Raw genomic sequence first — 24,964 nt, forward strand, 5'->3', positions numbered from 1 at the left:
ATCACTATTATTATTCCTCCCGGGGAAGGCTTGAGAGCGCATCAATACGCAAGATGACACGAGTGCCTCTGCCGGGTTCGCTGCTTACGCTTAAGCCGAGTTGAGGGCCGTAATGCAGGCGAATCCGCTCGTTCACATTCCTTAGCCCTATGCCGAACATTTCACCGTCTGCTCCGCTTCTCAGGCTATCGTTCAAGGCACGCAGCGTGTCCGCATCCATGCCTACACCATCATCCTCTATGCAAAACACCGCTTTACCATCCTCTTCCCACCCGCTGATGCTTAGTGTACCGGGACCTTCCTTCGGTTCCAGGCCGTGGAAGACAGCATTCTCGACAATCGGCTGCAGAACCAGCTTAATGACAGGAAGGGGTAGCAATGCTTCCGGCACTGCAACATCCAGCCTGAATTTGTCCGGAAAGCGGATCTGCAGGAGATGCAGATAATTCCGCACATGGTCCAGCTCGTGGCGGATCGTAACCATCTCTTCGCTGCGGACAATGCCGTAGCGCATTTGCAGTCCGAGCAGATAAGTCAGCTGTGCGACCCGCGGGTCCTCACTGCTCTCAGCCAGCATGCGGATCGATTCCAGGGTGTTATAAATGAAATGCGGGTTGATCTGGTTCTGCAGCGCCCGCATATCGGCTTTCTGTTTTCTTTTCTCCGTCATGGAGACTTCCTGCAGCAAATCTTTGACCCGGACGATCATCCGGTTAAAATGGCTGCCAAGCATACCGATCTCGTCATTGTATTTGGGATGCAGCCAGACCTCCAGATTGCCATGCTGGACCTGCTTCATCAGCCGGACCATCGATTTCAGCGGCTTTGTCAGGGCATGTGAGATGAACGTGGCGACGAACAGAGCAAATGCAATAATCGCGAGTGTGGTCAGAATCAGCGTATTGCGGTTTTTCTCCACCGGTGAGAGGATACGGGACAGCGGAATGGTAACCATTGTCGTCCAGCCGGTCTGCTGCGATACAGTGTAGACAGCCAGGTAGGGCTGACCGTCCAGTTCTATCTTGAAATGTCCTTGATCCTGATCCACATGACCCAGCAGCTTCTGCCGGGTAAGCTCCTGCTCCTCGGGAGTAGCCATCACCTTGCCGTCACCGGCATACATAAGCTCTCCCTGATCATCCACGACCAGCGTATTCCCCTGAGTCACAGCATTCACAGGGTCCACAATACCCTTGAACAGGTTGATGTCGATATCGAAGACGAGTATTCCAATGCTTTTCAAAGTGCTTACGGAATAGATCGTGCGCAGCACAGTGAAGACTTCCCGCTGTTCGGATCCATTCACCCGGATGCTGTGTCTGCCCTGAATGACTGGTGCCGTTCCTCCCGCTTCGCTGAGGGTCTTCCATGCAGCCAGCCGTTCCTCCGGGAAAATCATATTGATGCCCGCTGCCGTATCATAAAAAACGAAATCATACTGGTCCACCATATAGACGGCCAGGATCTCGCTTTTTGTGGGTTTCAGATAACTGAGGAACATCGACATGGCGGTATTTTTATCCCAATCGGTGTTCTTCTGCGTCAGGTAGAGCTGCACTTCGGTATTGTATAGCGGCAGCGTAGTATAGCGTTTCAAGTCGGCCACATAACGGTCCATCGTATCTGATGCATTTGAGGTCATTTGACCCGCGCTGCCCGTGGCACTTTCCAGAACGGAGTTGAACATGGAGCGGGAGGACATATAGCTGACATAGGTAATGGGCAGGGAGATCAGAAAGACAAAAACGACAATCAGCTTCCGCTCCATCGGCAGGTCAGCCAGGAACAACCACATTTTGCGAAAAATCCTCAGGATTGTTGACACCACGTTGTTATTCCTCTCCGTACATCCCCTTATTTGACTGCGCCGCTGGTTACACCTTCAAAAATATAACGCTGCAGGAAAAAGTACAGAATCACTGTCGGCAATAGGATCAGCAGAATCGCAGCGCAGATCAGGTTCCATTCGCCCGAGTTGACCCCCTGAAAGCGCATCAGGATGGTGGTGACCACACCAAGGCTCTGTTTGGGCATATAAAGATAAGGGATGTACATGTCATTGTAAATGCTGATCGTCTTCAGGATCACCAGCGTAGCTGTCGCCGGGGTCAGAAGCGGGAAGATGATCGAACGGTAGATTTTGAACAGGGAAGCACCCTCCACCATGGCACTCTCATCCAGATCCACCGGAATGTTGCGGATGAACTGCAGATACAGAATGATCTGGATCACGTCTGCGCCGATGTACAGGACAATTGGAGCGCCGAGCGTGTTGTAGAGGCCCATATTTTTGATGATGCCGAAGGTGGCAACCTGAGTAGTGATGCTGGGAATGATGGTAGCGACCAGATAAGCTCCGAATACAACCGGTTTCAGCTTAAAAGAGAAGCGGCCAAGTACATATGCAACCATTGTCCCAAACAGAATGTTCAGGGTCAATGTAATTATGATAATCACTAGGACGTTACCGAAGCCGCTGAGAAGACCTCCGCGCTGAAAGACGGCGACAAAGTTGTCGAAGTTCAGGAAGCTTTTGGGAAGTGCCATGGAGCTGCTTGAATTGAATTCATCCGTAGATTTGAAGGCATTGACGACTACCACATAAGGCGGGAAGAGGACGACAAAGACCCCGACCAGGAGCGAGAAGTATTTGATCCAATTAACAAAACGGAATTTGGTGTGTGCCATGTTTACTTGTCTCCTCCCCGGTTAAGAACCAATTGCTGCACCAGCAGCACGATGACAACAAAGAACAGCAGGATGATACTCATTGCCGATGCCAGGCCGTAGTTGTTAAAAGCGAATGCGGTATCGACCACGCGCTGCACATAGGTCTGGCTCGCGCCTGCAGGTCCGCCTTTGGTGAGTACGAACGGCAGGTCGAAGACTTCGAGCGCACCGGTAACGGTCAAGAAGAGATTTAGTTGAATAACAGCCTTCATATTCGGCAGGGTCACTCTCCACAGAGTCTGAAAGGAGCCGGCACCGTCAATCTTGGCCGCTTCATAAATGTCGCGCGGAATGGCTTGCAAAGAGGCGATATAGATTACCATATTGTAGCCCATGAAGCGCCAGAAGCCGGTGGACGCGAGGGAATAGTTAACGAGACCTTCAGTCCCGAGCCAGCTGGTCTGGGCCAGAGATGAAAGCCCGATGCTGTTCAGGAACAGATTCAGCGAACCATTGGTGGTATCAAAAACATAGCCGAACATAAATGCAACGGCGACCCCGTTCATAATATAAGGCAGGAAGAGCATAATCCGGAAGCCGTTACGTCCCCGCAGCTTGCTGTTCAGTACGACTGCGAAATATATGGCGACGATATTCTGGACAATACCCATGACGAAGTAAGCAAAGTTATGGGTGAATACTTTGAAGATATCGGGATTGCTGAAGACCTCACGGTAATTGTCTAGGCCAACCCACGGCTTCTCGGGGCTGTAGCCGTCCCAGTTCGTGAAGCTGTAGTAGATAAGTTTGATAGCCGGATAATACGTAAATGTAGCCAGCAGTACCAGTGGAATAAGCAGAAAGGATACGATAATAATCGTCTTCTGTTTGTTATAGGATAACGTTCCGAACATGGCTTGACCTTCTTTCCTTAAGCTGTTGACGGCAAAATGGATTATCCGAAAAAGGCGATAATCCATTTTGCGCCATATTTATGGAGTTTATCAGTTACAGCCTGAACCCAAGATCAATAGCCGAGGTCTTTTTTAGCTTTGGCCCACGCTTTGTTCCATTTGTCGAATACAGTCTGCGGATCTTTGGCAAGTACAAACTCTTGAGCCATTGCCGGCAGGTCGAGCTGTGCTTTGTTCGTTATTTCGATTACTTTTGCATTATCCACAGTGCCCTCTTGAAGCGTTACACCGGTGGACTGGAATTCTTTAAGCTGTGTCAGATTGGATTCTCTGTCTTTCAACGGAGAGATAAATCCGGCGAAGTCTTCATAACCGGAATCCTCAATCATCCATTTGACGAAGGCTTTAGCTGCATCTACATTTTTGCTGTCCTTAGCCACGCAATAGAAGAAGTCAGGACTGAGCGGAGCGGTAAGAGTCCCCGAGTTGTCATATGGCAGCGGGAAGAAGCCGACGTTGTCTGAGGTTCCACCTGCGCCGATGACTTGATTGATGACCCAGTTACCCAGGAAGTACATGGCGAATTTGCCGGATGCGATGTCTTTCTTCGATTGTTCCCAGTTGGTGGAGTTGATGTCTTTTTCCAGGTAGCCTTTTTCGTTAAGCTCTCTCAGGAGGCTGAGTGACTTGCCGTATCCATTATCCATAGTAAAAGGAGTGTCCGAGGTCAGCTTCTCATTAGGGAAGTCGGGTTTGCCTTCAATGATACGTGGAACAGCATAGACCCAGTCATTCAGCGGCCATTTGTCTTTGAAGTTGGAAGCGAGCGGAATGATACCTTTAGCTTTGAGTTTTTCACAGGCGGCCAGGAATTCATCCCAGGTCTTGGGGGTTTCTGTGATTCCGGCATCGGCGAACGCTTTTTTGTTGTATACGATACCGGAGGTGGAGTTACCCGTTGTAATTCCGTAGAGCTTACCTTCATAGGATTTGAAATCTTTAAAGGTAATTTGATCGTTCAGGCCAAGATCGTCCAAGGAAGCGAAATATTTTGGCAGATCGGAGTTAGGTATGGCAGGAACGAACATGACATCAGGCAACTCCCCGCTAGCCATTCTTACTTTGGCCTGCTGGTTGTAATCGGTATTGGAGGCTTCGAACTCAACCTTGATGTTGGGATACTTTTCATTAAAACGCTTTGCATATTCGTCATACTCTTTGCCGATCATGTCGGTTCTGTTGGTCAGGAAAGTGATTTTGCCGCTGATGTCGGTGCCGCTTGCGGCTGCCGGTTCAGTGGTTGCTGCTGCATCACCACCGGTACTCTCTGGCGCCGTAGTCGCTGCTGGCTCGTCTGTGGCTGTAGCAGCATTCTTATTGTTGTTGGAGCCGCAGCCTGTCAGGGATAAAGAGAAAATCATGATGATAACAAAACATAACGAAAATAACTTGTTTCTCATTGCGCTGTCCCCTTTTCGTTTAATTGTTAGCGTTTACATGACTTATTATAGCGGTAAACCTTGTGTTGAGAAATGGATTGAATTATTATTTATTGTCTTTATTTATTCTGTTTAAATGAATATAATTAGCCTGTTGCTAACATTAGGATAACAAAATACAATGGAAATGAACATTATTCGTGAAAGCGCTAGCTTACAATCATTTAGGGTGCATGCTTCTGAATCGAGTCTTGTACGAGGAGATTACAGGAAGTCTATGCCCACAAAACTTTTAGGAGGTTCCATGAAGCACATACAACTGAATTTGGACCATTGGCAATTTAGAGCTTGTGGAGAGGATGAATGGCTGCCGGCGGTCGTTCCGGGAACGGTGCATACTGATCTGCTCTGCAATGAACGAATTCCACACCCTTTTTATGGTAAGAACGAGCATGAACTGCAATGGATCGATAAGAAAGACTGGGAATACCGGACCGTCCTGCAGCTGGACGGGGAGTGGCAGGACCTGGATTGTACCGAGCTGATCTTCAAAGGACTGGATACCTATGCGGATGTCTATGTAAATGATGTGCATGCGCTCTCGGCGGACAACATGTTCCGGGCCTGGACCGTGGATGTGAAAGGGCTGCTGCGGACCGGGGACAATGAGATTCGCGTAAGATTCCGGTCTGTCGTGAATGAAGATCTGCCGAAGCTGCAGCAGCTGGGCTATGCGCTGCCGGCACCTAATGACCAATCCGAGCTGGGCGGACTTGGGGAACAGCAGATCAGTGTATTTGCCCGCAAAGCCCCGTATCATTACGGCTGGGATTGGGGGCCAAGATTCCTGACGAGCGGCATCTGGCGTGAGGCTGTGCTGGAAGGCAGGGATACTCTTGCTATTACAGATTTGTATATCCGGCAGAATGTGGTGAACCGGGAAGAAGCCCGGGTGACTGTGCTCGTGGAAGTGGATGCCCCCTCCGGCTGGAACGGTCAAATGCGGATCAGCAGCGGTGGTCAGGAATGGATGCAGTCCGTTACAGTACAGCCGGGCAAGCAGACATTGGAGCAGGAGGTCGTCCTGAACCAACCCCGTCTATGGTGGTGTAATGGCCTTGGTAAACCTGAGTTGACTGCTTTTCGGGCAGAGATGCTGCAGGAAATGAAGGCCGTGTCGCAAGCTGAAGTTACCACCGGGCTGCGGGAGATCAAGCTGGTACGGAAGCCGGATGACCGTGGCGCTTCCTTTTATTTTGAGCTGAACGGTGTGCGGGTCTTCGCCAAAGGTGCCAATCATATTCCGAATGACAGTTTTTCTACGGAGGTTACGGAGGAGCGTTATCGTCACGAGATTGCTTCGGCAGCAGCTTCTCATATGAACATGCTGCGTGTATGGGGCGGCGGCATTTATGAAGAGGAAACCTTTTACCGGCTGTGTGATGAGTATGGGCTGCTGGTCTGGCAGGATTTCATGTTTGCCTGCAGCATGTACCCTGGGGATGAGCTTTTCCTGGAGAATGTGCGTGAGGAAGCCGTCTATAATGTGCGCAGATTGCGCAACCATCCGTGTATCGCTTTGTGGTGCGGCAATAATGAGATGGATTCGGCGTGGTCTCACTATGAGGACAACATGGGCTGGGGCTGGAAGGAAAAATACAGTCAGGAGATCCGCGAAAAGCTGTGGGAGGATTATGAAGCGGTGTTCCACCGTATTCTGCCGGCGGCAGTGGCCTCCTGTCACCCGGAGGTGGACTACTGGGCATCTTCACCGATGCGGGATCTTACCCATGACCTGAATCAGCATGCCACGCGAATGGCCGGGGAAGGGGATGTGCACTACTGGGGGGTATGGCACGGAAGCGAGCCTTTTGAGAACTACAATATTAAGATTGGCCGCTTCATGAGTGAATACGGATTCCAATCCTTTCCGGAGCTGAAGTCTGTACTGAGCTATGCAGAGGAGAGCGATATGGCGCTGGAATCCGAAGTCATGCTGGCTCACCAGAAGAACGGGCGCGGCAATCTGCTCATTAAGGAATACATGGATATCTATCTGCCGGAGCCAAAGGATTTCAGAAGCTTCCTCTATATGAGTCAGATCCTTCAGGCGGAGGCGATGCGGATCGCAATTGAAAGTCACCGGAGAAACAAGCCGTATTGCATGGGTACGCTGTACTGGCAGATGAACGATTGCTGGCCTGTGGCTTCCTGGGCGGGCATGGATTATTACGGCCGCTGGAAAGCGCTGCAATACACAGCTCGCAATAGCTATAAGGAGCTTCTGCTCTCCATTGACAGCTCGGACGGGGACAGCCTCAAGGTCCATGCCGTATCTGACCGTCAGGAAGCGGTTGAAGGCGAACTGCAGGTCCGGCTGCATGACTTCAGTGGTGCTGTGCTGCAGGAATGGTCACAGCCCGTGACCCTGGCAGCGGACTCCGCAGACATCGTATTTACAGCCGGACTTGCCGGACTGCTTGAAGGACGTGAGCCAGGCAATCTGCTGCTGGCTGCATCTTTGCTGGTTGACGTCCAACCGCTGGATCACAAGCATCATTATTTTGCATCCGCCAAAGAAATTATACTGCCCCGGCCGCACCTCACGGTGGCGGAGGTTCCCGGCAGCAGCGGACTTAGCTTAAAGGTGACCACGGATGTACTGGCGAGAGGGATATATCTGACAGCGGAAGAGGAAGGGATTTTCTCGGATAACTTCTTTGACCTGCTTCCGGGTGAGGCTAAGACTGTCGAATTCTTCCTGCGCGGCAGCGGGGAAGCGGACTTCGTTCCGGCTGCTCCGAAGGGTCTTGAGATCCGCTCGATGGCAGATTATGTGGAACAGAGCCTTTAGTTAAAACTTAGAAGAGAGAAGGAATTAGGGCCATGGCGATATGGATACAGGAAGACAAGGGGATATTCCATCTGCAGAGCAAGGGCATGAGTTACATCATCCAGCTGGTCAATGATTATCCAGCGCATGTCTACTGGGGGAAAAAGCTGCGCCACGGCAGCAATCTGGATGGCTTGCACCCGCTGGTGACCGGTGGCTCGCTTGACCGCCTGCCGCAGGAATACCCGCAGTACGGTACAGGGGATTTCCGCGTTCCGGCTTATCAGGCCAAGCTGGAGGATGGGACCCGGATTACGGAGCTGCGCTACACCGGTTACCGGGTGCTGGCAGGCAAGCCGAAGATTGCCGGACTTCCTGCGGTGTACGTGGAATCTGAGGAGGAAGCCGATACCCTGGAGCTTATGCTGCGCGACGAGTATGCCAAGCTGAACGTTGTCCTCCGATATACCGTGTATAACGAAATGGATGTCATTGCCCGCTCTGTTGAATTAGTGAATGACGGGCAGGCTCCTCTGCAATTGCTGCGGGCACTGAGTACCTCCGTGGATTTCCCGTCCGCAGATATGGATATGATCTACCTGTCCGGTGCCTGGTCGCGGGAAGGCCGTCTCACCCGCAGACAGCTGGAGCAGGGCAGTATTTCGATTGAGAGCCGCCGGGGGATGAGCAGCCATCAGCATAACCCTTTTGCCGCGCTGGCGAAGCGTGGAACGGATGAGCGCCAGGGTGAGGTGTATGGCTTCTCTCTAGTGTACAGTGGAGGCTTCGAAGCTGTGGCGGAGGTGGATTCCTTTGGAATGACCCGGCTGGCTATGGGGGTCAACTCCTTTGACTTTTCCTGGCTACTTGCGCCGGGGGAGAGCTTCCAGACACCGGAAGCAGTAATGGTCTACTCGGCAGAGGGCCTTGGCGAAATGTCGAGAACCTATCACAGGCTGTACCGGACACGTCTCAGCAGAGGCGAGTACAGGGATAAGGAACGGCCGATCCTGGTGAACAACTGGGAAGCGACCTATTTTGACTTCAACACCGACAAGCTGGAGGCGATTGCCGCTGAAGGCGCGAAGCTCGGGATCGAGTTATTCGTGCTGGACGATGGGTGGTTCGGCAAGCGGGATGCCGATAACTCCTCACTTGGCGACTGGGTGGAGGACCTGCGCAAGCTGCCGGGTGGCCTCTCCGATCTGGCAGCCCGGGTGAACGGCCACGGGCTGAAGTTCGGCTTATGGGTAGAGCCGGAGATGATATCACCGGACAGTGATCTCTACCGCAGCCACCCCGACTGGTGTCTGCATGTCCCGGGCCGCCGCCGCAGCGAACTGCGGTGGCAGCTGGTGCTGGATTATACGAGAGAAGAGGTGCGGGATTATATTTATGAATCCCTCAGCCGCATCTTCTCCAGTGTACCGGTAGCCTATATCAAATGGGATATGAACCGCTGCCTGACTGAGATCGGCTCGGCGCAGCTGCCGCCCGAACGTCAGGGTGAAACAGCGCACCGGTATGTGTTAGGGCTGTACGACCTGCTGGAACGTCTGACTTCGGCATTTCCGCATATTTTGTTTGAGAGCTGCTGCAGCGGCGGCGGGCGCTTCGATCCAGGCATGCTCTACTATATGCCTCAGACCTGGACCAGCGATGATACGGATGCGGTGGAGCGCTTGAAGATTCAATACGGAACCAGTCTTGTCTATCCGGTAAGCTCCATGGGGGCCCATGTAAGTGCAGTACCGAATCATCAGGTGGGACGAATCACTCCATTGTCCTTCCGGGGAGATGTCGCCATGTCCGGCAACTTCGGCTATGAGCTCGATCTGACCAAGTTCACTCCGGAAGAGAAGGAACTGGTGAAGGTGCAAGTCGCTAATTATAAGGAAATCCGCAGCCTGGTCCAGCAGGGCAACCTGTACCGGCTGCAGAGTCCGTTCGAGGGCAACGAGACGGCCTGGATGTTCGTCTCGGACGATCAGCGCGAGGTGCTGGTCTGTTACTTCCGGGTGCTGGCGGAACCGCACCCGCCGCGCCGGACGCTGCTGCTCAGCGGCCTGAACCCGGAGCTGGACTATCGGCTCGCGGACAGCGGGGAAGTCTATGGCGGTGACCGCCTGATGCAGGCGGGGCTGACGCTGCCCGATATCCAGCGCGACTTTGTGAGCGGATGCTTCCGGCTGCAGGCTGAGGCATAAACGGTGTTATAGCAATAGGGGAGGCCAGGGAGACTTGGCCTTCCCTATTCGTGCATATGAGGAAATAGGCAAGGTGATGATTGGCGATAGCTGTTAGAGCGGCTTAGTAACGGCAGAAATGCCGTTGTTGAGGCCCAAGCGGCGGGTTCTGGTACGAACAATCTTTTGGACAAAAAGTTGTCATCGTTCGTGTTTGGCGTTACTTTCGTGTGAGATGTGGATTTTTTCTTGCCCGAAATACAATAAATATGTATAATAGCAATTACTATCGATGTGATTGTACGATATTCTGTTTCTGAAGGTGGTTTCATGGCAGAACTGGAAAACAACGAGCAGAAGAAGAAGATGTGCCAGATCTACAATGAGATCTCCAAGGAGTTGTTTGGTTTTGGTACGACCCTGCTCCGTGTTACTGTTGATTCAAGGGTCATTACCTTTCACGCCAAGCACCGCAGATCTCCCCGATCTACCGCATTGGAAGGCGAGGCGCCGGAGCTTAAGCAGGAAGTGGACTTTCGGATGTCGCTGCTGTTCAAGAAGAGATTCAGGGAGAGGCTTGAAGCAGACATGGGACTGACGATTGAGGTTCTGCTCAGGGATTACGACGCACCGACGGGTTGGGCTTTTACGAACATGATATTAGCCGGAGAATGACAGATTGAACATGATATTCGCGGATTTTCGTTTTTGATCTATCTTAAGCGAAGACCGTCCTTCTATAACGGGTAGCTCTTTTGCTTTGTTTACACAAAGAAAAGTGTTCTTGTTCCTACAAGAATGCTTTTCTTTTTTTTGTGAAAAATAAGGGGATTCATGATTTTATTACCAATAGGAGGTGCTGCGAACCCCGGCTCTGATGCCATGCTATTTTGAAGAGAGACTGAACCTGCACTTCTGGAACCACCGCATTACTGCTGAAATTGTACCGCAAATTAATCTGGGAGGTTATTTACGAATGAAAAAAATGATGACTGCGGGCCTTGCCCTTACACTGACTGCTGTGCTTGCTGCTTGTGGAAATAACACTGCCTCGAACAATGCTGCTACGAATGATGCTGCCACCAATAACGCGGCTACGCCGGAAGCGACACAAGCGGGTGCTCCCCAGGAGCTGGTGATTTCTACATGGGGCTTCTCAGAGGATTTCTTCAAAGAGTCGGTGTATGCACCGTTTGAGAAAGAGCATAATGTGAAAATCGTTGTGGAAATCGGCAACAACGCTGAGCGACTGAACAAAATCCGCCAGGGCAGTTCCGATGTGGACGTAGTGTATCTGTCGGATTATTATGCGCAGCAGGCAATTAATGAAGGATTATTTGAGACGATTGACCGCAGCAAGATCCCGAATGTCGAAAAAATCTATGATATTGCCAAAGCACCGCTGGGTGCAGAATACGGTCCTGCGTACACAGTAGGCCGACTGGGCATTGCGTACAACCCTGCCCTGGTAAAGGGTGAAGTGAAATCCTGGAGCGACCTGTGGACCCAGTTCGACAAGAACCTTGCGCTTCCGGCTATTACGGCTACAGCCGGTCCGATGATTGTAGATGCAGCATCTCTAGTCGCAGGGGGTACGGAGTTCAATGAGGATCAGGCCTTCACGAAGCTGAAGGAGCTGGACAGCAATGTAGTTAAGTATTACAGCCAGACTTCGGAGTATGTGAATATGTTCGGCCAGGAGGAAATTGCCGGTGGTCCGATCATGGAGATGTACTTCAAGGATCTCCAGGCTGCTGTGCCGGATGCCAAGTTCGTTGCACCGTCTGAAGGTGCGTATGCTGTAATGAACACGGTCAACGTGGTCAAAGGAAGCAACAATAAGGAGCTTGCCGAAGCGTTCATCAACTGGCAGCTCAGTAAGGAAGTACAGGAGAAATCCGCCAAAGCCAAGGTTGATTCCCCTGTGAATACTGAAGTGGTGCTGACAGATGAAGAAGCAGTGGGCGTAACCTACGGTGCGGATGTGATCAGCAAGCTGCGCAAGCTGGATATGTCCTTCGTGAACGATCACATTACAGAGTGGACGGACCGCTTCAACCGTGAGATTGGCGGCTAAGGATGACTGGACTTCAAAAAGTCATTCTGGACGTAGATACGGGTGTAGATGATGCCTTGGCGATCATGCTGGCGGTGACAAGCGGGAAGTTTGATATTCTCGGGATCACCACGGTCAGCGGCAACGTCTCACTGGATCAGGCAACCCTGAATACCTGCAAAATTCTTGAACTGCTCGGCGTATCCGGGCAGATTCCGGTCTACCGCGGAGCTGATAAGCCGCTGGTCCGTGATGTGGTGTTCGAGCACCGTGTACACGGATCGGACGGTATCGGGGGGGCACTGGGTGAATGGACAGTAACGAAGCAGGCGGAGGCCGAAGCGGCAGAGGACTTCATAATCCGCCAGGTGCTGGCACAGCCCGGGGAGGTCACACTGATTATGACAGCGCCGCTGACCAATCTGGCCCATGCGCTGCAGAAATGTCCAGAGCTTGTGCATTATACTGCCGAGGTGATTGTGATGGGCGGTGTGGTGCAGGGCTGTGGGAATATCACGCCAACGGCGGAGTACAACATGTACGTTGATCCCGAAGCCGCAAAACAGGTGCTCGCCGCAGGGTTCCCCCGGCTGACACTGGTGGGGCTGGATGTTACCCGCCAGGCGCTGCTAAGTGCGGAGGATATTCACAAGCTGCGCATTCCTGCGATCCGCGATTATGTGGAGACAAGCACTGCCGGCTACCGGAAGCGTTACTATGAGCGCAACGGTGTCCAGGCTTGTGCCCTGCATGATCCCCTGGCGGTTGGCGTGGCGCTGAACCGTGAATGGGTCACCGTGCACGATTACTACGTGGACGTGGAGACCCGCAGTGAACTATGCGACGGGCAGACGGTCTGCGATTTCCAGAGCCGGCTGAACCGGCCGCCGAACGTCAGTGTCTGCCTGGAGGTGGACGCACCCGCTTTTCTGGAATACTTCATTAAGAGTCTGAATCAAGAGCCGAAGAAGGACGGGAGTCGTTAGAATGAACAAAAAAGCGATGGTTCTCCTGCTGCCGGGACTTCTGTTCCTGGCAGCCTTCATGCTGATACCTATAACGCTTACTATTGCCTCAACTTTCGTGCAGGACGGAAAGCTGACACTGGAAGGATATTTGCATTTTTTTCGTGACGGGTATTTTAACCGCATCCTGCTGACTACGCTCCGGGTAAGTGCCGTAACCACGCTGGTCTGCATGGTGCTTGGATACCCGGCGGCTTATTATATCTCGCGGACGAGTGCGCGCAAGAAGAGTATTCTGCTGGCGCTGTCGATTTTTCCGCTGCTGACCAGTCCCGTTGTCCGCTCCTTCAGCTGGATGATTATTCTTGGTAAAAAAGGGCTGATTAACTCTTTTCTGGTGAATATCGGGCTGTTCGATAAGCCGCTGGACATTCTCTATACACCGGCAGCCATGATGATCGGGCTTGTGCATCTGTTCCTGCCGCTGATTATCATCACGCTGCTCGGGGTGATGGAGAATCTGGATCATGAGCTGGTCCGGGCGGCACGCAGTCTGGGGGCCTCCCCGTTCTCGGCGTTCCGCAAAATCACCTTTCCGCTGACCCTGCCGGGTCTGATTATAGGCGGTATTCTTGTTTTTGTCGGCAGTCTGACGGCTTATACTACGCCTGCGCTGCTGGGCGGCAAGGAACGGGTGGTCTCGACCTTTTTGTATCAGAACGCCATGACGCTGAACGATTGGCAGGCAGCTTCGGTGATCGCTGTGATCATGATCGTTATTACATTTGTGGTTGTGGGGCTGATGAACACCTGGGCCAATCGATTAAATCCGAAGGGGTGAGAAGATGAAGGAAGGAAACCGCGCGCTGTCCTTGTACACGCTGCTGGTCTTTATTTTTTTGCTGGGTCCGCTCGTCATTATATCCATTACTTCCTTTGAGCCGGGCACGGTCCTGAAATTCCCCCCGGAGGGCTTGTCGTTGCGGTGGTACCGCAATATTTTCGAGGTCAGCGCGTTCATGGAGACTTTTAAAACCTCAATAATGATCTCGCTGCTCGGCAATCTGCTGGCACTGCTCCTGGGGGTTCCCGCTGCTTATGCGCTTAGCCGCTACCGGTTCCGCGGGCGGGATACACTGAATGCAATATTTCTCTCGCCGGTACTGATTCCCGGGATCGTGCTGGGCTTCACACTGCTGCGCTACCTGATTGTGGTGTACCATTTGCCGATTGTGGCAGGACTCCTGATAGGGCATACCGTGATCATGCTGCCTTTTATTATCCGGGTGATTGCTTCAAGTCTGGAGAATTTCGATTTTGCCGTGGAAGAGGCGGCGCAGAGCCTGGGGGCTACAAGATTGTTCACCTTCTTCAAAGTGGTTCTGCCCAACATCCGCTCAGGCATTCTCGCGGCGGTGCTGATTGCTTTTCTGGAATCCTTTAATAATGTGGACATTTCTGTGTTCATGACGGGTCCGGGGATCAGTACCTTGCCCATCCAGATGCTGACTTATGTACAGAATTATTTCGATCCTACGATTGCTGCGATTTCGGTCATTCTGATGGTGCTGACGGCAGCCCTGATGTTCATCATCGAACGGCTGATGGGATTCGCCTATTTCACCAAACGGTAGTGTATTTCACCAAACGATACGGAGGCATAACGCAATGGCGCTCTTAAGTCTGGAACATATATCGGTTGCTTATGACAACCGTCTGATCCTGGAAGATTTCAATCTGTCGCTGGCCAAGGGGCAGCTTCTGTCCCTGCTCGGACCGAGCGGGTGCGGCAAAACAACCACGCTGCGGCTGATCGCCGGATTCCTAGGCGCGGAAGCAGGCAATTTCATGTTCTCCGGAAAGGATTACACCAAGGTTCCGGTAGAAAAACGGAATTTCGGCTTTGTGTTTCAGAACTACGCGCTGTTCCCGCATCTGTCGGTATATGACAATGTGGCGTTCGGCCTTAGACTGCGCAAGCTGAAAGAGGCGGAGGTCAAGAAGCGGGTTACGAGGATGCTGGAGATTGTCAGTCTGGGCGGCTTTGAGAAAAGACTCCCGGCTGCATTGTCCGGCGGACAACGCCAGCGGGTGGCAATTGCCCGGGCGCTGGTGATCGAGCCGGATCTGCTGCTGTTCGATGAACCGCTCAGTAATCTTGACGCGAACCTGAGGGTTAACATGCGGGTGGAAATCCGCCGCATACAGCAGGAACTGGGTATTACGACAGTCTACGTCTCTCATGACCAGGAAGAATGCTTCTCGATCTCCGATCAGGTCGCTGTCATGAACAACGGCAAGATCGAGCAGTTGGACCAGCCGCAGGCGATCTTCAAGTATCCGGCTAGCGAGTTTGTGGCGCGGTTCATCGGGTTCGGGAACTTTATCTCTTTTGACGGAAGGAATGACGAGGGGACGGATATTGAGCTGCGCCGAGGCGCTATGAGTTTTCTTGCGGTCAAACGCCCGAATGGGGAAGGCAATACCGGACTACTGGGAGCCATCCGTCCCGATGATCTGCAGCTCCTCAGAAGCACGTCGGATTCCGCTACCACAGGCAACACCCTGCCCGGCACTGTGCAGGTCAGCACGTATCTGGGCCGCAGCTATCAGTATCAGGTAGAGACGGAGCTCGGCGTATTCACCGTCAATCAGGAGATGGAGCATCCTTTTGCGCAAGGGGAGCAGGTCACGGTTTATTTTCCAAAAGAGAAGCTGGTGCTGGTGCAGTAGCGCTTATAAGGAGCATACATGATGATTACAGATCAACTTATATTGAACGCTAAGGTGTATAACAGTTACTATAAACGGTTCGACCCGGCGAATGTCGCTGTGAAGGACGGGCGGTTCCTCTATATCGGGCCGCTTGGAGCGGAGACCTTTGAGGCGAAGGAAATCATTCAGGCAGACGGGCAATATATGGTCCCTGGCCTGATTGATATCCATCTGCATATCGAGAGCACGATGATTACTCCGGAGACTTTCTCTTACGGCATCCTGCGGCATGGGGTAACGACGATTGTCCCTGAGCCTCATGAAATGGCTAATGTATTCGGGGTAGAGGGTGTGCATGAGATGATCCGGGCGAGCAGGGAATGCGCAGTGGATATGTTCTATTCGATACCGAGTTCGGTTCCGGCTACTACGCTGGAGACAACCGGAGGCTCGATTGAAATCAAGGATATCGACGAACTGATGGAGACGGAGCAGATGATCTGTCTGGGGGAAGTGATGAATTATGTAGATGTCATCCGTGATCCCGGGGGCAAAAGCAACCGTATTCTCCAGCATGTCCGCAGCCGTTATCCCGGTCTTGTGATTGAGGGCCACACGCCGAAGCTGCTCGACCTTGACCTGCACCGCCTGATCTATGCCGGGATTGATTCGGATCACACCCATCAGAGCATTGAAGGCCTTAAAGCACGGATTGCAGCGGGTATGTTCATCGAGATTCAGGAGAAATCGATGACCGCGGATGTGGTGGATTACCTGATAAAACATGCTGTCAGCGAGCATTTCTGCTTCGTGACCGATGATGTGATGACGGATTCGCTGATGCAGACCGGACATCTTGACCATCTGGTGCGCAAGGCTGTCGCCATGGGGATGGCCCCGGAGGACGCGGTCTATGCGGCTACGTTCACCCCGGCCCGCCGGATGAAAATGGTTGACCGCGGCGTGATTGCGCCGAACAAAACCGCTGATTATCTGCTGCTCTCGGATCTGGACAGCTTTGTTATCGAAGCCGTCTACAAACGCGGTGCTCAGGTCTTTGACCGCAAGCTTCAGCTTCCGCAGGCAGAGACAAGTCCGCGGTTCCCGGCACATTTCTATACAAGTGTACAGCTGCCTCCGCTGACTGCCGCTGACTTTGCAGTGCATTCAGAGCTGCCGGATGGCCGTTACGGCTCCAGGGTGATGATGGTCAACAGCATCTCCACCTTTACCGAGGAAAAGCATGGGAAGGCCACAGTTAAAGACGGAATGCTTGAGTGGCAACAGAGCGGGTTCGGCCTGATCGCGACCTTTGAGCGCTACGGCAAGAACGGCAACCGCGCCTATGGCCTGATCGGCGGCGATACGATTAAGCGCGGCGCCATTGCTACCACTTATTCGCATGACAATCACAATCTGCTGGTCGTGGGCCACAACCCTGAGGATATGGCTATGGCAGCTAATACAGTGATTGCCGAACAAGGGGGCTTCTGTGTCGTATTGGATGGCAAGATTATCGCTTCGCTGGCTCTGCCCGTTGGCGGCATCCTGACCGAAGCACCGCTCGAAGAGACAGCAGAGCGCGTGCTTGGACTGCGGACCGCGATGGAATCGCTGGGTTACAATCATTACAATCCGATTATGTCCATCAGCACACATTCCCTTCCGGTCAGCCCGGCGCTTAAGATCACGGATCATGGTCTGATCGATGTAGGCAAGGGCTGTGTCGTGCCGCTGTTGTTCCCGCTTGGGGAAGAGTAGGCTGCGTTTGGAGCGAGAATGGGCCATAAATTTTGCAGAGCAGGGTATCCCGGTAGGGGGTACCTTTTTTTCTGCTTCTGGTGGGGGGCTTCACGCTAGTAATGGATTTATGAGCTTCTGTACGACGCCGATCCCATGGCAACACTGCCCTCCCTCCCCAATCTGCTTACTTTGTCTCAAGTAACCTTCGGTTTCGGCCAAAGGTTTTTTGTGCTAGCCATTTTGTATATAATGGAAGCATTGCTTGATTTCGGAGGAGGCAGAGCTGATGACGGAGGTGGACCGGATGAACGAGGTGGACCATGTGGAAAAGCTGAGAGAGCAGAAACATCAGGGGAAGAGGAAGAAGCCAAACCTGACGCAAATATTTGTTTTTATTTTCCTGTTAGGATTAAGTGTGTTTGTCGTGGGGACGATCGTGCAGTCCTTCACCTCTTTCGAGAAACGTGTGTCCGGACGGATCCATCTGCAGGATATAACCTCTATTGAAGTCATCCAGTCCCTGCCGGTAACGACAGATGAGGTGACAGTCACTGTAACTGATCAAGCGGAGATTGCTAGCATTATGAATGCTTTTGCCGGGGTGAAATTGATGAGCTCTTACGCTTCCCACGATTTCACCAGAAGCTACTGGATTAACATCTTTGTAGACGGTTATCCAAGATTCGTGATTAGACTGGATGATCAAAAGTATATCTCCATCCACGACTCGTCCAGAAACGATAAGTACAGCAGCGGATCTTTTAAAATCATCAATGACTATGACATGCAGTCTATCGACCGCCTGTTCGACGGAGTTGGCAGATTCCATTGACTTGCGGATGACCCGCACCTATGATGATAAATAATATAAATGTTCATACGAACAGAGGAGCGAGACAGTATGGCTATGGAGATTGAACGCAAATTCCTGCTGCCGGAGTACCCGGAGCGGTTAATTCAGGAAGGTCATGTGCAGGTACTCACCCGGCACAGCATCGACCAGACGTACCTCGCGATTGAGGACGGGCAGGAGCTGAGGGTGCGCAAGATCACCGACCTGGATTCGGGCGAAATCACGTATACCCACACCTTCAAGGACGGCAAGGGGATCAGTCGCCAAGAGATTGAATATAACATTTCGGAAGGTTTGTATACTCAGATGATCGAAGCGGTACAAGCTGTGCCTCTGGTCAAGACGCGCATTACCGGTATTTGGAATGGCACGACTGTGGAGATTGACTTGTACACTCAGCTTGAGCTTACCGTGCTGGAGGTTGAATTCGATTCACTGGAGGAAGCGGAGAGCTTCACAGCCCCTGAATGGTTCGGCAAGGATGTAAGCGTGGAGAAGAAGTATAGTAATAAGACTGTCTGGAAAGAGCTGCAGAACCGCTAAGCGCCAGGCGACGGACCCTGAGGATTTTATCACAAAAGTTGACACAGAAGTAACGGACTTTAACGCGTAAACGTGTTAATATAGAGTGAGTTTACAGCTGGTTCAGTACGGCTTCATTATCAGCATATAGAATGTGAACTTATAGACCAGCCTGTATGAAGGATAACTAAAGAGGGGTTCAGGAGGATGAGAGAGGTATGGAGTATATAAGCACAAGAGGCAATGTGAAAGCTAAGGGCTTTATTGATACGGTCCTGATGGGGCTGGCGGATGACGGCGGGCTGATGGTGCCTTTTCAGATTCCGGTGATTTCCCCCGAGAAGCTGGCAGAGTGGAGAAGTCTTAGCTTCCAGGAGCTGTTCCTTGAAATTTTTTCTTACTATACCAATGATGAAATTCCCTATAATGATCTGAAAGAAATGGTCTACACCAGCTACGGCAACTTCCGCGCGCCGGAGGTGACGCCGCTGCACCAGGTGAATGATTCCTTGTATGTGCTGGAGCTGTTCCATGGTCCTACCTTTGCCTTTAAAGATGTGGCCCTCCAGTTCATGGGCGAGCTGTATTCCTATATTGCCAAGGTGCGTGGCGAGATCATCCATATTCTCGGTGCAACCTCAGGGGATACGGGAGCGGCGGCGATTCAAGGGGTGCGCGGCAAAGAAGGTATCAAGATCTGTATTCTTCATCCGCACGGCAAGGTCAGCAAGGTACAGGAGCTGCAAATGACGACAGTCGACGACAGCAATGTGCTGAATCTATCGGTTGAAGGCAACTTCGATGACTGCCAGAAGGTGATTAAGGAGCTGTTCGCCGATCTGGATTTCAAGGGCCGGTATCACCTGCGGGCGATCAATTCGATCAACTTTGTGCGCATTCTGGCGCAGACCGTTTATTACTTCTATGCCTATCTGCAGATTGAGGGCAGCGACGAGAAGAAGATCAACATCAGTGTGCCTTCGGGTAACTTCGGTAATATTTTCTCAGGCTATCTTGCCAAAAAAATGGGGTTGCCGATTAACAAGCTCATCATCGCCACCAACGAGAATAACATTCTCGAACGTTTCGTGCTGACCGGCGAATACAAACCAGGCAGCTTCACGGGAACCTACAGCCCGTCCATGGACATCCAGGTAGCGAGCAATTTCGAGCGTTATCTGTATTATCTTCTGGATGAGGACGCGGTAAAGCTGTCCGCATATATGGCGGAGCTGCAGACATCAGGCAAAATCACTGTCGAAGGCGAGGCTTTTGCCCAGGTGCAGCAGGATTTCTCCGCGCTGGGGGTCAAGAATCAGCAGTGCCTGGATACCATCGGCAAATATGAGCAGGAATACGGCTATCTGCTGGACCCGCATACAGCCTGCGGTATTGCAGCCTATGAAGCGTTCAGTGATCCTCAAGACACGAATATTACCTTCGCTACGGCACATCCGGCCAAGTTCGATGAGGCGATCGCCCTAACCGGCATCAAGCAGGAATTCCCTGCTCCCATCTCGGCCCTGTTCTCCATGCCGCAGTTCATGACTGTGGTGGAGCATGACAAGGCGGAGATTGTGCGTCAGCTGGTGAAATTCTACGAATAGAATGGAACGAGCAGCGTTGCCGGACATCCTCCAGCAGGCCGCTTGAATGTAACTTAATGCATATAGCCCTGTTCCCGCAAAGGACAGGGTTTTGTTATGTAAACGGCAGGTGCTTTTTTTCACAACTATTGGTTTGCGGAATTTGTCGGAAATTACCCTTGAAAAGTAGACATTGCTATCCCGGAATGAGAAAATAGCAGGAAGAGACTCCATATGCCAAGCCGAAGCGGCTTTTATATTAATCAAAGGACGGGATCATTCATGACTATTCGATTCGGAGTCGTAGGGACCAACTGGATTACAGACCGCTTCATTCAAGCGGGTCTAGAGAACGAGGAATTTATTCTCACTGCTGTATACTCCCGTACGGAGGAGAAGGGACGCGATTTTGCTGCTAAATATGCAGGGGCCTCCATTTATACTAATCTTGAGGAAATGGTGACCAGCGGGGAAGTGGATGCGGTGTACATTGCCAGTCCCAATTCGATGCACGCCGAGCAGTCACTCATCTGTTTGAACCACGGGATGCATGTGATCTGTGAAAAACCTGCGGCCTCCAACAGCGCGGAGCTGCGTGCAGTTCTTGAAGCGGCCCGCCGCAACGATGTGCTGTTCCTGGAAGCCATGAAGTCTACCTTTATGCCCAATTTTGGCGTGATCAGAGACAACCTGTACAAGCTGGGCCAAGTGCGCCGTTATTTCGCCAGCTATTGTCAATACTCCTCGAGATATGATGCTTACCGCCAGGGAACGGTGCTGAATGCCTTTAATCCGGTCTATTCCAACGGTTCGTTAATGGATCTTGGCATCTATTGTCTGTATCCGATGGTAGCGCTGTTCGGCAAACCGGAAGCTGTTCAGGCTGTTGGGTTGATGCTCCCTTCGGGAGTAGATGGTGAAGGCAGCATCATCATGCGTTATCCCGATATGGATGCCGTGGTCATGCATTCCAAGATTGCCGATTCGTATCTGCCTGCCGAGATTCAAGGCGAGAACGGCACGATGGTTATCGACAAGATCAACCAGCCGTACCAGGTCAAAATCCACTACCGCGACGGAACGGTCGAAGAGCTGACCCTCCCGCAGGTATTTGAGCCGATGTATTACGAGGTTGAGGAATTTATTAGTCTGATCAAGAGCGGGCAGCGCGAGAGCAGCGTGAACAGCCACGCTAATTCACTGGCGGTCTCCGAGGTGATGGAGGAAGCCAGAGCACAGATCGGCCTCCGCTATGCCTCGGACCTGTAGCCCTTAGCACGGATGAACATTGAAATGGGGAGCGGAACTTGAAAACTTTTAAAAAGGTCTACATCGAGATTACAAGCGTCTGCAACCTGGCCTGCAGCTTCTGCCCGCCTACCGAACGGCAGAAAAACTTCATGAAGCTGGATACCTTTAATACGATTCTTGACGAGATTAAGCCGCACAGCAATCATATTTATCTGCATGTCAAAGGCGAGCCGCTGCTGCATCCCAAAATCGGCGAGTTGCTCGACGCTGCCCATGCCAAAGGGTTCAAGGTCAACATTACAACGAACGGAACGCTGATCCACAAAGCAGGGCCCAAAATTCTCGGCAAGCCGGCGCTGCGGCAGATGAACTTCTCCCTGCACAGCTTTGACGGTCATGCGGGCTCGGAGAACCGTGAGGGGTATGTGTCGGAGATTATTTCTTTTGTGCGTGAGGCGTCTGCCCAGGGCGTCATTATCTCCTTCCGGCTGTGGAATCTGACCGAGGACAACCGGACGAATCTGGAGAAAAGCCGCAACCGCGAAACGCTGGCGCTGCTCGAAGAAGCCTTCAATCTGGACTTCAAGATTGAAGAAAAGGTTGTGCCGGGCAGCGGGGTGAAGATTGCACCCCGGGTGTATTTGAACCAGGATCACGAGTTCAAATGGCCGGCCTTACACGAGCCGGAGGATGACGGCAAGGGCTTCTGCCATGCGCTGCGCAGCCAGGCGGCGGTGCTGGTCGACGGCACGGTGGTGCCGTGCTGTCTGGATGGCGAGGGTGTAATTAACCTCGGCAATATCCATGAGAAGCCGTTCTCGGAGATTGTCGAGGGCGAGCGCGCAAACAATCTGTTCTATGGCTTCTCCCGCCGCGAAGCGGTGGAAGAGCTGTGCCGCAAATGCGGGTACAGACAGCGGTTTGGGAGTTAGTAAGGGAAGGTAAGCTTGAGCTGGAAAAGAGGGAACGGATGCCTACTGTACTGGTAGCGGACGACGATGCGAATATTCGCGAGCTTGTCTGTTTATTTCTGCGCAACGACGGATTCACAACTGCCGAAGCTGCGGACGGCAAGGAAGCACTGGCTGTCTACGCCTCCACGAATGTCGATCTTGTCGTGCTCGATATTATGATGCCGGTTATGGACGGCTGGACATTATGCAAGGAGCTCAGAAGAGCCAATCCCGATCTTCCGTTACTTATGCTGACGGCAAGAGGCGAAACCTGGGAGAAAGTGAAAGGGTTCGAGCTGGGGACGGACGATTATATGACGAAACCATTCGATCCGCTGGAGCTAACCGCCCGTGTCCGGGCATTGCTCAAACGATACCGTATGGGCTCCACGCAGACGATCCAGTTCGGCAACGTCACCCTTGACCGGCAGACTTATAAGGTGATGAGAGGGACGGAGCCGCTCACATTGCCGCTTAAGGAATTTGAATTGCTGTATAAGCTTGCTGGAACACCAGGACAGGTCTATACCCGTGAGCAGCTGATCGACCAAATCTGGGGGATTGATTACGCTGGAGATGACCGGACGATAGACGTGCACATTAAACGCCTGCGCGAACGGTTCGCGGCGACACCTGATTTTCGGATTGAGACGGTCCGCGGGCTGGGGTACCGGCTTGAGGTTTACGAATGATCAGATCCTTATATACACGTGTCGTTCTGACATTTCTAGTCTCCGTAATCGGAGGCACGATCATTGCTTTTTTTGTGGCAACCTGGATATTTAAAGATCAATTGAACGACAACCTGCAAGTCACGTTACTTGATTTTGGACAGGACATTGCCCGGATGTACGAGACCTTACCTGTGAGTGAAGCAGACGCGTACGTAAGCGGTATGAAACAGCTTAATTCCTATTATGTTCGAATCTATGATGGGAAGGGGCAACTCCAGTCTTTGGGAGTGCTTCAGGAGCATAATCCGATCACTGTGACTGGGGAACAAATACAGGAAGTGCTTGAGGGTAAAGTTTTTCAGGGCAAGACGAATGGCATTAATCCTATCCTCTTAGGACTGCCGTTACACACAGAAACGGGAACAAAAGCGATGTTTGTAGAGCAGCGTGCCTCCTCTTCCTCTTCTTTTATTATCAAATGGATCATAAACTTTTTGACCTATTCGTTGATTGCGGGAAGCTTGTTGATTCTGGTGGCCGCGATGTTCCTGATCAGTCCGATCAAAACACTGACTAAAGCGACCCGCCGCATAGCTGCTGGAGATTTCAGCGTCAAGCTGAATATTAAGCAAAAGGGTGAACTCGGTACCTTGGCACGCAGCTTCGAAGAAATGATGGATGATCTGCAGCGGCTTGAGCAGATGCGCAGGGATTTCGTATCGAACGTATCGCACGAAGTTCAATCGCCGCTCACCTCGATATCCGGTTATGCCCTGGCGCTCAAGCAACCAGGTATTGCAGAAAACGAGCGGAGCCGTTATCTCGATATCATCATCGCTGAAGCAGACCGGATGTCCAAGATGAGCGACAGCCTGTTAAAACTGAGTCTGCTTGAATCACAATCACAGCAGCTGCAATTCACCACGTTCAGCCTTGATGAACAGATCAGACGGGTCATCGTCGCAATCCAGCCGCAATGGATGGCCCGCAACATCCGTTTCGAGCTTGATTTGAAGGCCGTCCGGCTCATGGCTGATTATGATCAATTAAACCAGGTATGGACGAACCTGATCGGCAATAGCATCAAATTTTCTATGGACGGCGGCGTTATTCATGTCAGCATCAGGCAAGATGGTAACAATGTGACCATCCGGATATCCGACAACGGTATTGGTATTTCTCCCGAGGACCAGAAGCGTATATTCGAGCGGTTCTTTAAGGCCGACCGCTCCCACAGCCGTAAATATAGCGGCAGCGGGTTGGGACTTGCCATCGTGAAACAAATTGTATTGCTGCATCAAGGCGATATCCGGGTGGAGAGTGAGCCCGGCCGGGGAACCACCCTTATGGTCACCTTGCCAATCCTAATGAAGGCTGATTAGCAGGTGCATTGTCCAGGTTACGGCATGATCTTCAAGCCCTGTGCTTGTGACGCCGTAGCTTTTTTTTGTCTGTTCATACTCCGTTCATATTGTCGTCACGGGGAGTACATCTTCGTTGCATAGACTTGCCTTAACGGATCGTTAAGACAACCGGAATCACTGATGAGAACAGGAGAAGATACGAGTGAAACCAGGAGAGGCAAGGGGAACGGAGACGGGCAC

At 52.0% G+C, this 24,964-nt stretch carries 20 protein-coding genes; 16 read left to right on the forward strand and 4 right to left on the reverse strand.

Annotated elements, in window-relative coordinates; translation table 11 throughout:
• Positions 1-10: 10 nt before the first annotated feature.
• The 4 genes from AC0MA3_RS17415 to AC0MA3_RS17430 form a co-directional block, all read right to left on the reverse strand.
• Positions 11-1,828 carry a sensor histidine kinase gene (locus AC0MA3_RS17415; RefSeq protein WP_474657119.1) on the reverse strand — a complete coding sequence of 606 codons (1,818 nt, stop codon included), beginning with the start codon at positions 1,826-1,828 and terminating at the stop codon, positions 11-13.
• A gap of 26 nt (positions 1,829-1,854) precedes the next feature.
• Complete coding sequence (locus tag AC0MA3_RS17420) at positions 1,855-2,688, reverse strand: carbohydrate ABC transporter permease (protein ID WP_474657120.1); 834 nt, start codon at positions 2,686-2,688, stop codon at positions 1,855-1,857.
• Positions 2,689-2,690: 2 nt separating this feature from the next.
• Entirely contained in the window at positions 2,691-3,584 is an 894-nt protein-coding gene (locus tag AC0MA3_RS17425; RefSeq protein WP_474657121.1) for a carbohydrate ABC transporter permease, read from the reverse strand.
• A gap of 113 nt (positions 3,585-3,697) precedes the next feature.
• The gene (locus AC0MA3_RS17430; RefSeq protein WP_474657122.1) at positions 3,698-5,044 is read right to left on the reverse strand and encodes an ABC transporter substrate-binding protein; all 1,347 of its coding nucleotides are present in this window, start codon (positions 5,042-5,044) and stop codon (positions 3,698-3,700) included.
• Positions 5,045-5,327: 283 nt separating this feature from the next.
• On the opposite strand from AC0MA3_RS17430, the gene AC0MA3_RS17435 reads away from it, so the two are divergent.
• The 16 genes from AC0MA3_RS17435 to AC0MA3_RS17510 all read left to right on the forward strand — a co-directional run bounded on the left by AC0MA3_RS17435 (position 5,328) and on the right by AC0MA3_RS17510 (position 24,742).
• Entirely contained in the window at positions 5,328-7,877 is a 2,550-nt protein-coding gene (locus AC0MA3_RS17435) for a beta-mannosidase (protein ID WP_474657123.1), read from the forward strand.
• Between the two features lie 32 nt (positions 7,878-7,909).
• Positions 7,910-10,063, forward strand: coding sequence for an alpha-galactosidase (locus tag AC0MA3_RS17440; protein ID WP_474657124.1), 2,154 nt, complete (start codon positions 7,910-7,912; stop codon positions 10,061-10,063).
• Between the two features lie 309 nt (positions 10,064-10,372).
• Positions 10,373-10,717: a DUF2294 domain-containing protein gene (locus tag AC0MA3_RS17445; RefSeq protein WP_379163677.1), complete on the forward strand. Its 345-nt coding sequence runs from the start codon at positions 10,373-10,375 to the stop codon at positions 10,715-10,717.
• Positions 10,718-11,018: 301 nt separating this feature from the next.
• Positions 11,019-12,119, forward strand: coding sequence for an ABC transporter substrate-binding protein (locus tag AC0MA3_RS17450; protein ID WP_474657125.1), 1,101 nt, complete (start codon positions 11,019-11,021; stop codon positions 12,117-12,119).
• Between the two features lie 2 nt (positions 12,120-12,121).
• Positions 12,122-13,084 carry a nucleoside hydrolase gene (locus AC0MA3_RS17455; RefSeq protein ID WP_379163671.1) on the forward strand — a complete coding sequence of 321 codons (963 nt, stop codon included), beginning with the start codon at positions 12,122-12,124 and terminating at the stop codon, positions 13,082-13,084.
• Position 13,085: 1 nt separating this feature from the next.
• Complete coding sequence (locus AC0MA3_RS17460) at positions 13,086-13,904, forward strand: ABC transporter permease (RefSeq protein WP_474657126.1); 819 nt, start codon at positions 13,086-13,088, stop codon at positions 13,902-13,904.
• Between the two features lie 4 nt (positions 13,905-13,908).
• The gene (locus AC0MA3_RS17465; RefSeq protein WP_379163665.1) at positions 13,909-14,697 is read left to right on the forward strand and encodes an ABC transporter permease; all 789 of its coding nucleotides are present in this window, start codon (positions 13,909-13,911) and stop codon (positions 14,695-14,697) included.
• 34 nt (positions 14,698-14,731) lie between these two features.
• Positions 14,732-15,796 (forward strand): ABC transporter ATP-binding protein, encoded by a 1,065-nt coding sequence (locus AC0MA3_RS17470; RefSeq protein ID WP_474657127.1) that lies wholly within the window; start codon positions 14,732-14,734, stop codon positions 15,794-15,796.
• Positions 15,797-15,817: 21 nt separating this feature from the next.
• Positions 15,818-17,539, forward strand: a complete 1,722-nt coding sequence (locus tag AC0MA3_RS17475) for an adenine deaminase C-terminal domain-containing protein (protein ID WP_474657128.1) — start codon at positions 15,818-15,820, stop codon at positions 17,537-17,539.
• A gap of 268 nt (positions 17,540-17,807) precedes the next feature.
• The gene (locus AC0MA3_RS17480; RefSeq protein WP_474657129.1) at positions 17,808-18,353 is read left to right on the forward strand and encodes a hypothetical protein; all 546 of its coding nucleotides are present in this window, start codon (positions 17,808-17,810) and stop codon (positions 18,351-18,353) included.
• A gap of 69 nt (positions 18,354-18,422) precedes the next feature.
• Positions 18,423-18,917 carry a CYTH domain-containing protein gene (locus AC0MA3_RS17485; RefSeq protein ID WP_474657130.1) on the forward strand — a complete coding sequence of 165 codons (495 nt, stop codon included), beginning with the start codon at positions 18,423-18,425 and terminating at the stop codon, positions 18,915-18,917.
• A gap of 197 nt (positions 18,918-19,114) precedes the next feature.
• Positions 19,115-20,503 carry a threonine synthase gene (thrC, locus tag AC0MA3_RS17490; protein ID WP_474657131.1) on the forward strand — a complete coding sequence of 463 codons (1,389 nt, stop codon included), beginning with the start codon at positions 19,115-19,117 and terminating at the stop codon, positions 20,501-20,503.
• Positions 20,504-20,764: 261 nt separating this feature from the next.
• On the forward strand, positions 20,765-21,751 hold the full coding sequence (locus tag AC0MA3_RS17495; protein ID WP_379163647.1) for a Gfo/Idh/MocA family protein: 987 nt from the start codon (positions 20,765-20,767) through the stop codon (positions 21,749-21,751).
• 38 nt (positions 21,752-21,789) lie between these two features.
• Entirely contained in the window at positions 21,790-22,665 is an 876-nt protein-coding gene (locus tag AC0MA3_RS17500) for a radical SAM/SPASM domain-containing protein (RefSeq protein ID WP_474657132.1), read from the forward strand.
• Positions 22,666-22,703: 38 nt separating this feature from the next.
• On the forward strand, positions 22,704-23,378 hold the full coding sequence (locus tag AC0MA3_RS17505) for a response regulator transcription factor (protein ID WP_379163761.1): 675 nt from the start codon (positions 22,704-22,706) through the stop codon (positions 23,376-23,378).
• Complete coding sequence (locus AC0MA3_RS17510; RefSeq protein WP_474657133.1) at positions 23,375-24,742, forward strand: sensor histidine kinase; 1,368 nt, start codon at positions 23,375-23,377, stop codon at positions 24,740-24,742. The genes AC0MA3_RS17505 and AC0MA3_RS17510 overlap by 4 nt, the downstream gene beginning before the upstream one ends.
• Positions 24,743-24,964: the final 222 nt, after the last annotated feature.

The organism is Paenibacillus sp. LS-5 (assembly GCF_056121505.1).